The 12,627-nt window shown below is 66.9% G+C and carries 12 protein-coding genes; 10 read left to right on the top strand and 2 right to left on the bottom strand.

Annotated features, from left to right (window positions below; all coding sequences use genetic code 11):
- The first annotated feature begins 2 nt into the window (after positions 1-2).
- From ACT3CF_RS15590 to ACT3CF_RS15605, 4 genes are all read left to right on the top strand, one after another.
- Entirely contained in the window at positions 3-869 is an 867-nt protein-coding gene (locus ACT3CF_RS15590; protein WP_478424301.1) for an alpha/beta fold hydrolase, read from the top strand.
- Positions 870-967: 98 nt separating this feature from the next.
- Positions 968-2,101, top strand: coding sequence for a glycosyltransferase (locus tag ACT3CF_RS15595; RefSeq protein WP_478424303.1), 1,134 nt, complete (start codon positions 968-970; stop codon positions 2,099-2,101).
- 64 nt (positions 2,102-2,165) lie between these two features.
- The gene (locus tag ACT3CF_RS15600) at positions 2,166-3,569 is read left to right on the top strand and encodes an NAD(P)H-dependent flavin oxidoreductase (protein ID WP_478424304.1); all 1,404 of its coding nucleotides are present in this window, start codon (positions 2,166-2,168) and stop codon (positions 3,567-3,569) included.
- A gap of 95 nt (positions 3,570-3,664) precedes the next feature.
- Entirely contained in the window at positions 3,665-4,225 is a 561-nt protein-coding gene (locus tag ACT3CF_RS15605) for a DUF421 domain-containing protein (RefSeq protein ID WP_478424306.1), read from the top strand.
- Positions 4,226-4,234: 9 nt separating this feature from the next.
- Here ACT3CF_RS15605 and ACT3CF_RS15610 read toward each other — a convergent pair whose 3' ends face one another.
- Positions 4,235-5,233, bottom strand: a complete 999-nt coding sequence (locus ACT3CF_RS15610) for a 2-hydroxyacid dehydrogenase (RefSeq protein WP_478424308.1) — start codon at positions 5,231-5,233, stop codon at positions 4,235-4,237.
- Between the two features lie 75 nt (positions 5,234-5,308).
- Between ACT3CF_RS15610 and ACT3CF_RS15615 the strand changes: the two genes are divergently transcribed.
- A complete protein-coding gene (locus ACT3CF_RS15615; protein WP_478424309.1) occupies positions 5,309-5,803 on the top strand; it encodes an SH3 domain-containing protein in 495 nt (164 codons plus the stop codon).
- Between the two features lie 56 nt (positions 5,804-5,859).
- On the opposite strand, the gene ACT3CF_RS15620 is transcribed toward ACT3CF_RS15615, so the two are convergent.
- Positions 5,860-7,047 (bottom strand): acetyl-CoA C-acyltransferase, encoded by a 1,188-nt coding sequence (locus ACT3CF_RS15620; RefSeq protein WP_478424311.1) that lies wholly within the window; start codon positions 7,045-7,047, stop codon positions 5,860-5,862.
- A 149-nt stretch (positions 7,048-7,196) separates the two neighbouring features.
- Between ACT3CF_RS15620 and ACT3CF_RS15625 the strand changes: the two genes are divergently transcribed.
- The 5 genes from ACT3CF_RS15625 (at position 7,197) to ACT3CF_RS15645 (ending at position 12,626) form a co-directional block, all read left to right on the top strand.
- Entirely contained in the window at positions 7,197-7,457 is a 261-nt protein-coding gene (locus tag ACT3CF_RS15625) for a hypothetical protein (protein ID WP_478424312.1), read from the top strand.
- Positions 7,444-8,211 (top strand): prepilin peptidase, encoded by a 768-nt coding sequence (locus tag ACT3CF_RS15630; protein WP_478424313.1) that lies wholly within the window; start codon positions 7,444-7,446, stop codon positions 8,209-8,211. Before ACT3CF_RS15625 ends, ACT3CF_RS15630 begins: the two co-directional genes overlap by 14 nt.
- Positions 8,212-8,266: 55 nt before the next feature.
- Positions 8,267-9,694, top strand: coding sequence for a coniferyl aldehyde dehydrogenase (locus tag ACT3CF_RS15635; RefSeq protein ID WP_478424314.1), 1,428 nt, complete (start codon positions 8,267-8,269; stop codon positions 9,692-9,694).
- 279 nt (positions 9,695-9,973) lie between these two features.
- The gene (locus ACT3CF_RS15640) at positions 9,974-10,396 is read left to right on the top strand and encodes a MarR family winged helix-turn-helix transcriptional regulator (protein ID WP_478424469.1); all 423 of its coding nucleotides are present in this window, start codon (positions 9,974-9,976) and stop codon (positions 10,394-10,396) included.
- Between the two features lie 106 nt (positions 10,397-10,502).
- Positions 10,503-12,626, top strand: coding sequence for a malate synthase G (locus ACT3CF_RS15645; RefSeq protein WP_478424316.1), 2,124 nt, complete (start codon positions 10,503-10,505; stop codon positions 12,624-12,626).
- The last annotated feature ends 1 nt before the right edge of the window (position 12,627 follow it).

The raw sequence follows: 12,627 nt of genomic DNA on the forward strand, positions 1-12,627 counted from the left end.
GGATGGGTGAACGGCGCAACTATACCGATGGCTATTGGTGGTCGAAGGACGGGCTTCGGCTGCATTATCGCGACTATCCGGGCGCGGCCGACCGGCCGCCGGTGTTGTGCTTTCCCGGACTGACGCGCAACGCCCGCGATTATGAGGGGCTTGCGGCGCATCTGGCCGGCCGCCGGCGCGTGATCGCGGTCGAGTTCCGCGGGCGGGGCGAGAGCGCCTATGCCAAAGACCCGATGACCTATGTTCCGCTGACCTATTTGCAGGATGTCGAGGCGCTGCTCGCCGAGACGGGGATCGAGCGTTTCGTCGCGGTGGGCACCTCGCTGGGCGGGATCGTCACGATGTTGTTGTCGGCGACCGGGGCGGGGCGCCTCGCGGGTGTCGTACTGAACGACGTGGGGCCGGAGATCGATCCGCGCGGGCTGACCCGGATTCGCAGCTATGTCGGCAAGGCGGTCTGGTATCCCACCTGGATGCATGCGGCGCGCGGGCTGGCCGAGTCCAATCACGACGTCTATCCCGATTACCGGATCGAGGACTGGCTGCGCATGGCGAAGCGGCTGTACCGGGTGAACAGCTCGGGCCGGATCGTGCTCGACTACGACATGAAGATCGCCGAGCCGTTCCGCGTGCCCGGCAATGCCGCCGGCCCGGACATGTGGCCGACGATCGACGCGCTGGCGGGCAGGCCGGTGTTGCTGGTGCGCGGCGAGAATTCGGACATTCTGAGCCCGGAGACGGCGCAGCGGATGATCGGGAAAATGCCGGGCGCCGAGTTCGTCACCGTGCCGCGGATCGGCCATGCCCCGACGCTCGACGAGCCCGAGGTGCTGGCGGCGGTCGACCGGCTGCTCGAAGCGGCCGGCTGAGCGCGGCGATGGCGGCGGCGAGGTTGCCCCGTCGCGGGGCGTTCCCTGTGGCACAACCGGATGACGGACGACGAAAGGGACGCTAAGCCCGCGCAACCATGTCGATCCACATCCTGCACCTGCATTCGACCTTTGCGCTGGGCGGCAAGGAGGCGCGCGCCGTCCGGCTGATGAATGCCTTTGGCGATCGCGCACGGCACACCATCGTCTCGTCGATGCCGGACCAATATGGCGCCCGCGACGCCATCGCGAAGGGCATCCGTTACGAGATCGCGCAGAATCCGCCGCCGCTGACGGGCAAGCCGTCGGTCCGCCGTTACGAGGAAATCGCGCGCTTCATGCGCCGTTTCGATCTGGTGCTGACCTATAACTGGGGCGCGATCGACGGCGTGATGGCGGCGCGCGTCTTTGGCAAGGGGATGCCGCCGGTCATCCACCACGAGGACGGCTTCAACGCCGACGAGGCCGAACGGCTGAATCCGGTACGCAACATGTACCGCCGGCTGGCGCTGCCCGCCGCCAAGGCGCTGGTGGTGCCGAGCGAAGTGCTGGAGCGCATCGCGCTGCATCAATGGCGCCAGCCGCCGTCGCGCGTTCGGCGGATCGCCAACGGCGTGCCCACCGCGCGTTATGCCGAGAAGCCCGATCCACGACTGATCCCCGCGCTCGCCAAGCGGCGTGAGGGCGAGGTTTTCATCGGCTGCGTTGCCGGGCTGCGCGCGGTGAAGGACGTGCCGCTGCTCGTGCGTGCGGCCGGCGGGCTCAACTGCCGGTTCAAGCTGGTGATCCTGGGCGAAGGGCCGGAGCGTCAGGCGGTGCTCGATGCCGCCGAGGCGATGGCGATCGACGACGCCGTGTTCCTGCCCGGTTTCCTGCCCGAGCCCTATCGCTACATGGGACTGTTCGACATTTTTGCGCTGTCGTCGAAGAGCGAGCAGGCGCCGATTTCGGTGATCGAGGCGATGGCGGCGGGGCTGCCCGTGGTCGCGCCGCGCGTGGGGGATATTCCCGTAATGGTGGCGGCGGAGAATGATCGCTATCTTTTGGACGAGCGCAGCGAAGTGGGGCTGCGCGACCGGATCGACGTGCTTGCCCGCCATCCCGAGGCGCGCGCCATGGTCGGCGCAGCGAACCGTCAGAAGGCGCGGGCGCTGTACGACGAGAGTGCGATGATCGCCGCCTACGCACGGCTTTATGGTGAGGCGATCGGGCGGCCGGGCGCGCTGGGTTGAGATTGCGGCTCGCTTGTCGGCACGTTTCCGGCTAGCGTCCGCCAAATTTTTTCTGGAGGTTTCTTTGTTCAAGGGTCTGACCCCCATCCAGTATAATGGCCGCGAAGTCTGGCCGCTGGTGGAAGGGGGCAAGGGTGTCGCGGCAACCAATCATGCCAGCGCAGGAGCATGGGCAGCCGCCGGCGGCATCGGCACGGTGAGTGCGGTCAACGCCGACAGCTATGACGCCGACGGCAAGATCATCCCCCAGATCTATCGCGCGTTGACGCGTCGCGAGCGTCACGAGGAACTGGTCCAGTACGCGATCGAAGGCGCGGTGCAGCAGGTCAAGCGCGCATTCGAGATTGCGGGCGGCAAGGGCGCGATCAACATCAACGTGCTGTGGGAAATGGGCGGGGCGCAGCGCGTGCTGCAGGGCGTGCTCGAACGCACCCGCGGCATGGTGGCGGGCGTCACCTGCGGCGCCGGCATGCCGTACAAGCTGTCCGAGATCGCGGCATCCTACAACGTCAACTATCTGCCGATCGTCAGTTCGGCGCGCGCTTTCCGGGCGCTGTGGAAGCGCGCCTATTCGAAGGCGGCCGAATGGCTGGCGGCGGTGGTTTATGAGGACCCTTGGCTCGCCGGCGGACACAACGGTCTTTCGAATGCCGAAGACCCGTTGCAGCCGCAGGACCCCTATCCGCGCGTCAAGGCATTGCGCGAGACGATGCGCGAGGGCGGGATTTCGGACGAGGTCCCGATCGTCATGGCCGGCGGCGTCTGGTACCTGCGCGACTGGAGCGACTGGATCGACAATCCCGAACTTGGGCGGATTGCTTTTCAGTTCGGCACCCGGCCGCTGCTGACGCAGGAAAGCCCCATCCCCGACGAGTGGAAGCGCAAGCTGATGGAGATCGACGAGGGCGATGTGCTGCTCCACCGATTCTCGCCCACCGGCTTCTATTCTTCGGCGCATCGCAACAGCTTCCTGCGCAACCTCGAAGCGCGGTCGGAGCGCCAGATCCCCTATTCGACCGAGGCGGCAGGGGACCATAGCTTCCAGCTCGATGTGGGCGTCCGCGGCAAGAACTTCTGGGTGACGCGCAACGACTTGCTGCGCGCGCGCGAGTGGCATGGCCGCGGCTTCACCAGCGCGCTCAAGACGCCTGACAACACGCTGGTGTTCGTCACGCCCGAAGAGCAGCAGACGATCCGCAAGGACCAGGCCGACTGCATGGGCTGCCTCAGCCAGTGCCAGTTTTCGTCTTGGGCTGACAGCGAGACCAATTCGACCGGCCGGCTTGCCGACCCGCGCAGCTTCTGCATCCAGAAGACGCTGCAGGACATCGCGCATGGCGGTCCGGTGGACAACAACCTGATGTTCGCGGGGCACGCCGCGTTCAACTTCAAGCGCGATCCGTTCTATTCCAACGGCTTCGTGCCGACGGTGAAGCAGCTCGTCGACCGGATCCTGACCGGCGACTGACCGCTCGGCCGCGGCGCCGCGTTCCGGCGCGGGCCGCGGAACCTGCGCGCCTGCTGCTGCGCTTTCGACGCCCGGAGGGGTGACGGAGGCGCAGGATGCAGCATGTGCTGGCGGCAATGATCGGCGTGGGGAAGGAGGCGCAAGCGCTCGGTCCCGGCCAAGTCGCTTTCCGCGCCGTGATCGTCTACCTCGTCACGCTGGCCATCGTGCGGATGGGAAAGAAGCGCTTCATGGCGCGAGGCACGGCGTTCGACGTGATCGTCGGCATCATTGTCGGATCGGTGGCCAGCCGAGCGATCACCGGCAACGCACCGATTCTGCCGGCGATTGCCGGTGTCGCCGCGATCCTGGCCCTGCATTGGCTGTTCTCATGGATCGCGCTGCGCTGGCATGGCTTCGGTCGGGCGATCAAGGGCAGCTCAAGCCTGCTGATCCGCGAAGGCGTTGTTGATGCGCGGACGATGCGGCGCGCGCATCTGAGCGGCCGCGACCTTGAGGAGGATCTGCGCCTCAAGGGTTCTCCGGCAATCGCCGAGATCGCCGAAGCCCGCATCGAACGCGACGGACAGTTGAGCGTGCGGACCCGCCAAGAACTGCGCGTCGTCGAAATCGCGGTGGCCGAAGGCGTCCAGCGTGTGCGGATCGAGATCGGCTGACCCGAACGCTCAGAGAAAGGCGTCGAACACCTGATCGGGGGGGCGATGCCCGTCGACCCACGCGCGGATGTTCGCGACAACCTTGAACCCCATCTCGTCGCGTGCCTCGAAGGTCGCCGAGCCGAGGTGCGGCAGCAGCACCACATTGTCCAGCGGGACAAGCCGGGGATCGACGCGCGGTTCGTCGACATAGACGTCGAGCCCCGCCCCGGCGATGCGGCCTGTCGCGAGCGACTGCACCAACGCCTCCGGATCGACGATGTCGCCGCGCGCGGTGTTGATCAGCCAGCCATGGGGGCCCAGCAGGTCGAGCCGACGCGCGTCGATCAGGCGATGCGTCGCCGGCGTATGCGGCGCGTGGATGGTGAGGATGTCGATCGCCTCGAGCATCGTGTCGAGATCGGCGTGGAAGGTCGCGCCAAGCTGCGCCTCGAGCACTTCGGGAACGCGGTGGCGGCCATGATAGTGGATCGATAGGCCGAACGCGCGTGCGCGCAACGCAACCGCCTGGCCGATGCGTCCCATGCCGAGGATGCCGAGCTTGCGCCCGCCCAGCCGGTGCCCGCGCATACTGGTGGGGGACCAGCCGGTCCATGCGCCGGCGCGGACGAGCTTGTCGCCTTCGACGAGCCGGCGCGGCGTCGCCAGGATCAGCGCCATCGCCATGTCGGCCGTGTCGTCGGTCAAGACGCCCGGCGTATTGCTGACCAGGATGCCCTTCTCGCGCGCTGCGGCCAGGTCGATATGGCCATAGCCTGCGCCATAGTTGGCGATCAGCCTCAACCGTTCGGACGCACCTGCAATCAGCGCGGCGTCGATGTCGTCGGTGACGGTGGGGACGAACACATCGCAATCGGCCATGCCGGCGGCCAGTTCGGAGCGGCCGAGCGGTCGGTCGTCGCGGTTGAGCACCACGTCGAACAGTTCGGCCATGCGGGCCTCGACCCGTTCAGGCAGGGTACGGGTGACGAAGACCCGGGGGCGGGCGGGGCGCGCAATCTGGGGCATGGTCGATCGAATTGAAGGCTTGGCGCGCCACAGTCAACGGTTGAAGGGAAAGGTGTACGAACGCTAGAGGGAGGCATGACCAGCCAATCGAAGCGCCGGAGCGGCGTGCTGCTAATCGGCCTGGCGCTGCTGGGCACTGCCGTCCCCGCCGCAGCCGACCAGCGCAAGCTCCCCTATTTTCTGTCGATCGAGGCAGGGAAGGCGCGGATGCGTACCGGCCCCGGGCGCAATTACCCCAGCAGCTGGATCTACCAGCGGCCGGGACTGCCCGTGCGGGTCGTTGCGGTCTATGGCGAATGGCGCAAGGTGCAGGATCCCGACGGGACCGAGGGGTGGATGCTCTTCAACCTGCTCAAGGATCGACGCACCGGGATGATCCGCGGCGCGATCACAGAGCTTCGCGCCGAACCGCGCGGCGATGCCGGCATCAATTGGCGTGCCGAACCCGGCGTTGTCGGCCGGATCAGCAAATGCCAGTCGGGCTGGTGCTGGTTCGACGCCAATGGCCGCGCCGGCTATGTCGAGCAGGCGCGCCTATGGGGTGTCGAGCCCGGCGAAAGCGTGCCCTGAACGCTGGCCGCCAGCCGTCAGGATCGGCCCGGCGCCGATCCTGACCCCATGGTCGATCAGTTCAGCAGTTCGACCGCGACAGCGGTGGCCTCGCCGCCGCCGATGCACAGTGATGCCAGTCCGCGACGGCCGCCGCGCGCTTCAAGAGCGGCAAGCAGCGTCGCCAGCACGCGCGCACCGCTGGCGCCGATCGGATGACCGAGCGCGCATGCGCCGCCGTTGACGTTGACCACGTCGTGCGCGAGCCCAAGGTCGTGCATCGCAATCATCGCGACGCACGCAAAGGCCTCGTTGACTTCGAACAGGTCGACGTCCCCGGTCGTCCAACCGGCCTTTTCGAGTGCCTTGCGCATCGCAAAGACCGGGGCGGTGGTGAAACGCGCCGGCAAGTGAGCGTGCGCGGCGTGGGAAACGATCCGCGCCTTTGGCGTCAGGCCCAGTTTTTCGGCGACGCTGGCACGGGTGAGAACCAGCGCGGCGGCGCCGTCGGAAATCGACGAGGCATTGGCGGCGGTGATCGTCCCGTCCTTGGCGAAGGCGGGCTTGAGCGTCGGGATCTTCGCCGCGTTGCTGCGCGTCGGCTGTTCGTCGAAGCTGACCGTGGTCGTCCCCTTGCGGTCCTGAATCTCGACGGGCACCGTCTCGCGGTCGAATGCGCCGCTTGCGGAGGCCTTTTGCGCGCGTTCGAGCGAGGCGATCGCGAATGCGTCCTGCGCCTCCCGGGTGAACTGATATTCGCGTGCGGTCTCTTCGGCGAACACGCCCATCAGCTTGCCGGGTTCGTACGCATCCTCGAGCCCGTCGAGATACATGTGGTCGATCAGGCGATCATGGCCGATCCTGGCGCCGGCGCGGTGGCGGGTCGAGAGATAGGGCGCGTTGGTCATGCTCTCCATCCCGCCTGCGACGAGCAGATCGGCCGAGCGTGCGGCAAGTGCATCGGCACCCATGATGACGGCCTGCATTCCCGATCCGCACATCTTGTTGACCGTGGTCGCCTCGACATGATGCGGCAGGCCGGCCTTCAGCGCGGCTTGCCGGGCAGGGGCCTGGCCCAGGCCGGCGGGAAGCACGCAGCCCATATAGATACGCTCGATCGCTTCGCCGCTCAGTCCGGCGCGCTCGACCGCAGCGCCGACCGCGGTCGCGCCGAGATCGGTGGCGCTGACCGGGGACAGGCATCCCTGGAAGCTGCCCATCGGCGTGCGGGCATAGGAAACAATGACGACGTCATCGGCGGACATAATGGCTCCTCTCGGATGTTTGGCCGCGATCTAGGCGTTCGGCAGGCGGATTGCACCCCGGTTTGCAGCTCTGCATGGCCGACCGCGGCTTTGCAAAGCCGGGTGATTGCAAATCGCCCCGGCGCCGCGCATGGAGAGGGAGTGCCGCGGTGGCGCCAGTCGACGTCTGTAAATGGTTCGCTTCGATCAGCGGGATCATCGCATGTTTCATGGTTTCGCTCGATCTCGGGCGCCGGGTGACCGGGTGGGGTTTTGCGCTTTTCGTGGCATCGAGTGCGGCGTGGATCACCGGCGCGGTGCTGGCGGACGACGAACCGTTGTGGACGCAGAACGGCGTCCTGTTCTGCATCAACCTCTTCGGCGTCTATCGCTATCTGATCCGCAAGCGGCCGGCGCGTGACGGGGACTGACATCGCCTATCCGTTGCTGCTGGGCGTGCTCGGGATCGTCTTCGGCAGCTTCATCGCGACGGTGATCGTGCGCTGGCCGCAGGGCCGAAGCGTCGCGCAGGGGCGGTCGCACTGCGACGCTTGCGACCGCGTGCTTCGCGCGGACGAACTGGTGCCGGTGGCAAGCTATCTGCGCGCGCGGGGGCGCTGCCGGACCTGCGGCGCGCGGATTGCGCCAGTGCATCTGATCGTCGAACTTGCGGGCTTGGCGATTGGTGTCGCGGCAGGCGCGCTGGCGCCCGGTGCGACGGGCATCGCAGGAGCCGTGTTCGGCTGGCAGTTGCTCGCGCTGGCAGGGCTCGATCTCACCGCCTTTTGGCTCCCGAACCGGTTGACCGCGGCACTGGCGATCACGGGCGTGACCGCGGTGGTGGCGGGTGCAGCGGTGCCGCCGGGCGATGCCGTGCTCGGCGGGCTCATCGGTTTCGGCAGCCTGTGGGCAGTCGCGGCCGGCTATCGCCGCGTTCGGGGGCGCGTGGGGCTGGGCGGAGGCGATCCCAAGCTGTTCGGGGCGATCGGCATCTGGCTTGGGTGGCGGACGCTGCCGGGCGTGCTGCTGGCGGCATGTCTGGTCGGGCTCGGTGTCGTGCTGATCCTCCGGCTATGCGGAAGAAGGATGGCTGCGGCCGACCGGCTGCCGCTTGGTACGCTGCTCGCGCTCGCGGCGTTCGGCAGCTGGATGGCGGGGCTCGCCTCGATCCCGATCGCGCGATAAGCTTGCCGCCGGAAGCCGCGACAGGTCCGAATGGGCGGCGATGGGGGAGGAATTCATGCAGCAGATCCAGGCCATGCGCGATATGCTCGAGCGGCAGCGGCGAGCCTTTGGCGAGAATATGCCGGTGAGCCTTGCCGAACGGCGTGACCGGCTCGCCCGGGCGGCGGCGATGGTCGGCGACAATGCCGGTCAGTTCTGCGATGCGCTGAGCGAGGATTTCGGCCACCGCAGTCGCGAGCAGTCGATGCTGACCGACATCGCCGCGTCGGTTTCGGCCATCGAACATGCGCGCCGTCATTTGAAGCGCTGGATGCGGCCCGAGCGCAAGCCGGTGATGTTCCCGCTGGGATTGCTGGGCGCGCGTGCGTGGGTCGAGCATCAGCCCAAGGGTGTCGTCGGCGTGATCGCGCCGTGGAATTTCCCGGTCAATCTGGTGATGGGGCCGCTCGCGGGGATCCTGGCCGCGGGCAACCGAGCGATGGTGAAGACAAGCGAGTTCACCCCCGCGGTCGCCGCCTTGTTCGAGGCGCTGGCGCCGCGCTACTTCGCGCCCGAGGAGGTTGCGTTCTTCACCGGTGGTCCTGAGATCGGGCAGGCCTTTTCCGCATTGCCCTTCGATCACCTGATCTTCACCGGCGCGACGGGAATCGCGCGGCATATCCTGCATGCCGCAGCCGACAATCTGGTGCCGGTGACGCTGGAACTGGGCGGCAAGTCGCCGGTGATCGTCGGCCGGTCGGCCAGTATCGCGCAGACGGCGGAGCGCGTGGCGATGGGCAAGATGCTCAATGCAGGCCAGATCTGCCTGGCGCCGGACTATATGCTGGTGCCCGAGGCCGAGGAGCCCGCCATGGTACAGGCGCTTCAGGATGTCGCGACACGCATGTATCCCAGCCTGCTCGCCAATCCCGACTATACCGCGATCATCAACGACCGGCATCACGCGCGGCTGAGCGAGTGGATCGAGGATGCGCGCGCCAAGGGGGGCGAGGTCATCGCGGTCAATCCCGCCGGCGAGGATTTCGGCGCTGCCAACAGCCGCAAGATGCCGCTTCACATCGTGCGCAATGCGACCGACGACATGAAGGTGATGCAGGAAGAGATTTTCGGGCCGGTGCTGCCGATCCGGCGCTATCGCGCGATCGACGAGGCGATTGCGGAAGTGAACGGCCGCGATCGGCCGCTTGCCATCTATTATTTCGGCCCCGACGCAGGCGAGCGTCGTCACGTCCTCGATCGGACGATCTCGGGGGGGGTTACGATCGACGACGTGATCTTTCACGTCAGCCAGGAGGAGCTTCCGTTCGGTGGTGTCGGTCCATCGGGCATGGGGGCCTATCACGGCGAGATCGGATTCCGCACCTTCAGTCATGCTCGGGCGGTCTATCGTCAGCCGCGAATCGATGTCGGCGGGCTGTCCGGGATGCGTCCGCCTTATGGAAGGGCGCTGCAGGCAACGATCCGTCGTCAGATGAAGCGTTGAGCATTTGCCGAATGACCGCTGACGCTACGTTTGCTGCGATGCAGCATGATTGGCGTTTGATCGGGGTGAAAAAAAAGGCCGCTCCGAGGAGCGGCCTTGATAGTCTTAGGAGAGGATGCCTGAAAGGCCCGTTCTTTGTGCCGTTGAGGGGCCTGTGTTGCAAGTGCGAAAGGCTGGCGGTACGATTGCACGATATGCAATTGTCCAACGTTGTCACTTGCGAGGACGGCAACCCATTGGAGGGGTAAGGTGCGGAAAACGCTGCGGCTCGACGACTTCATGCCCTACCGCCTCTCGATCGCGTCGAACGCGGTGTCGGATGCGGTGGCCACGGCATATCGCACCTTGTTCGGCCTGCGCATCCCGGAGTGGCGGCTGGTGACGGTGCTCGCGGAAGGCGGCGCGATGAGTCAGCAGGCACTGTGCGGCCGGACCCGCATGGACAAGGTAACCGTCAGCCGCGCCGCCATCGCACTGGCCGAACGGGGGCTCGTCGCGCGCTCTGCCAATCCGGAGGATCAGCGTTCGCACCTGCTGACGCTCTCGCCTGCCGGATGGTCGCTTTACGAACAGGTGCTGCCGAAGGCGATCGAGTTGGAGCGCAGGATCTTCGAGTCGCTCTCGGACGATGAGCAGCGGCAATTATGCGCGATGCTGACCCGGATCGAAGCCGCGGCAGCGGCATTGGACGCGGATGGCTGATCGTTCGATGCCGGTTGGGGGTTGATCCGTCTTCCGCGCCTGGACTAAGCGGGCAATGCCCCTCCCCAGGCGACCTTTCAAACGCGTTCCTCAGGAGGGAGTAATCATGACCGCTCGATCCATCCGCGCTGGCCTTCAGGTTGCCGACGTCCTCGTGCGCCTGATCGAGGAGCGGGTGCTGCCCGATCTGGCGATCGAGGCGCCGACATTCTGGGCCGATGTCGCGGCCGTATTCGAACGCTTCGCACCCGAAAATCGCGCACTTCTCGTCCGCCGCGATGCGCTCCAGGCGAGGATCGACGCGTGGAACGCCGAGAATCCGCAACGCGCGGCCGATCCGGAGGCGCAGGCCGAGTTTCTCCGCGAGATCGGCTATCTGGTCGACGAGCCGGCGCCGTTCACCGTGACCACCCAGCGCGTCGACGACGAAATCGCGCGAATGGCGGGACCGCAATTGGTCGTGCCGGTGCTCAACGCGCGGTTCCTGCTCAACGCCGCCAACGCGCGCTGGGGCAGCCTTTATGACGCGCTTTACGGCACCGACGCGCTCCCAGGCACCGCGCGGCCGGGCGGTTATGATGCCGAGCGCGGTGCGCAGGTGATCGCGCATGCCAAGGCGTTCCTCGACACGGCGGTGCCGCTCGAGGGGATGCGCTGGGCCGATTTCACCGGCGGCGCGCTGCCGCTCGCTGATCCCGGTCAGTTCGTCGGCGGACATGGCGATTCGATGCTGTTCCGTCACCACGGCCTGCATATCGAGGTCGTGATCGACCGCAGCCATCCGATCGGCCGCGACGACCCTGCCGGGATCGCCGACGTCGTCCTCGAGGCGGCGCTGACCACCATCGTCGACCTGGAGGATTCGGTCGCGGCGGTCGACGCCGACGACAAGGTGGCCGCCTATGCCAACTGGCTGGGACTGATGCGCGGCGACCTTGAGGACACGTTCGAGAAGGGCGGGCGGACGATGACCCGTCGGCTGAACGCGGACCGCGACTACACCCAGCCCGACGGGACGACGCTGACGCTGCCGGGGCGTTCGCTGCTGTTCGTGCGCAATGTCGGCCATCTGATGACCACGCCCGCAGTGCTGATGGCCGACGGTAGCGAAGTGCCCGAGGGCATTCTGGACGCGATCGTCACCAGCCTGATCGCGCTTTACGACCTGCGCGGCATGGGACGGTTCCGCAACAGCCGGACGGGCTCGGTCTATATCGTCAAGCCCAAGATGCATGGGCCGGACGAATGCGCCTTCACCAACCGGCTGTTCGATGCCGTCGAGGATCTGCTCGGGATCGACCGCCACACGCTGAAGGTCGGCGTGATGGACGAGGAGCGCCGCACCTCGGCCAATCTTGCCGCCTGCATCCACGCGGTGAAGGACCGGATCGTGTTCATCAACACCGGCTTCCTCGATCGCACGGGCGACGAGATCCACACCTCGATGCGCGCCGGACCGATGATCCCGAAGGGCGAGATGAAGGCGTCGTCGTGGATCAAGGCCTATGAGGACCGCAACGTGCGCATCGGGCTTGCCTGCGGCCTGTCGGGGCGTGCGCAGATCGGCAAGGGGATGTGGGCGGCACCCGACCGCATGGCCGACATGCTCGAGCAGAAGATCGGTCACCCCCAGTCGGGGGCGAACACTGCCTGGGTGCCGTCGCCGACGGCGGCTACGCTCCACGCGCTGCATTACCATCAGGTCGACGTCTTTGCGCGCCAGGCCGAGATTGCGCACGAGCCGGTGCCCGGGCTCGACGCGCTGCTGACGATCCCGGTGGCGACGGGGCGCAACTGGACGCCTGACGCCGTCGCGCGGGAACTCGACAACAACGCCCAGGGCATCCTGGGCTATGTGGTCCGCTGGATCGATCAGGGCGTCGGCTGCTCGAAGGTCCCCGACATCAACGATATCGGGCTGATGGAGGACCGGGCGACGTTGCGCATCTCGTCGCAGCACATGGCCAACTGGCTGCTCCACGGGGTCGCGACCGAGGCCGATGTCGACGCGGCGCTGCGTCGCATGGCTGCAAAGGTCGACGCGCAGAACGCCGGCGATCCTGCCTATCGACCGATGGCCGGCCATGAGGCGACCAGCCTGGCGTTCCAGGCTGCCCGTGCGCTGGTGTTCGAAGGCGTCACGCAACCCAGCGGTTATACCGAACCGCTGCTGCACCGCTTCCGTGCCGAGGTGAAAAAGGCTAGCGGCGACGCCGGGCAGGTCGGCTGAT

The sequence above is a fragment of the Sphingomonas chlorellae genome (assembly GCF_056485145.1).

What these genes read in the sequence shown, in the direction of transcription:
- ACT3CF_RS15590 (WP_478424301.1), top strand. Translation starts at nt 3, where the DNA reads ATGGGTGAACGGCGCAACTATACCGATGGCTATTGGTGGTCGAAGGAC.
- ACT3CF_RS15595 (WP_478424303.1), top strand. Translation starts at nt 968, where the DNA reads ATGTCGATCCACATCCTGCACCTGCATTCGACCTTTGCGCTGGGCGGC.
- ACT3CF_RS15605 (WP_478424306.1), top strand. Translation starts at nt 3,665, where the DNA reads ATGCAGCATGTGCTGGCGGCAATGATCGGCGTGGGGAAGGAGGCGCAA.
- ACT3CF_RS15610 (WP_478424308.1), bottom strand. Translation starts at nt 5,233, where the DNA reads ATGCCCCAGATTGCGCGCCCCGCCCGCCCCCGGGTCTTCGTCACCCGT.
- ACT3CF_RS15615 (WP_478424309.1), top strand. Translation starts at nt 5,309, where the DNA reads ATGACCAGCCAATCGAAGCGCCGGAGCGGCGTGCTGCTAATCGGCCTG.
- ACT3CF_RS15620 (WP_478424311.1), bottom strand. Translation starts at nt 7,047, where the DNA reads ATGTCCGCCGATGACGTCGTCATTGTTTCCTATGCCCGCACGCCGATG.
- ACT3CF_RS15635 (WP_478424314.1), top strand. Translation starts at nt 8,267, where the DNA reads ATGCAGCAGATCCAGGCCATGCGCGATATGCTCGAGCGGCAGCGGCGA.
- ACT3CF_RS15640 (WP_478424469.1), top strand. Translation starts at nt 9,974, where the DNA reads ATGCCCTACCGCCTCTCGATCGCGTCGAACGCGGTGTCGGATGCGGTG.
- ACT3CF_RS15645 (WP_478424316.1), top strand. Translation starts at nt 10,503, where the DNA reads ATGACCGCTCGATCCATCCGCGCTGGCCTTCAGGTTGCCGACGTCCTC.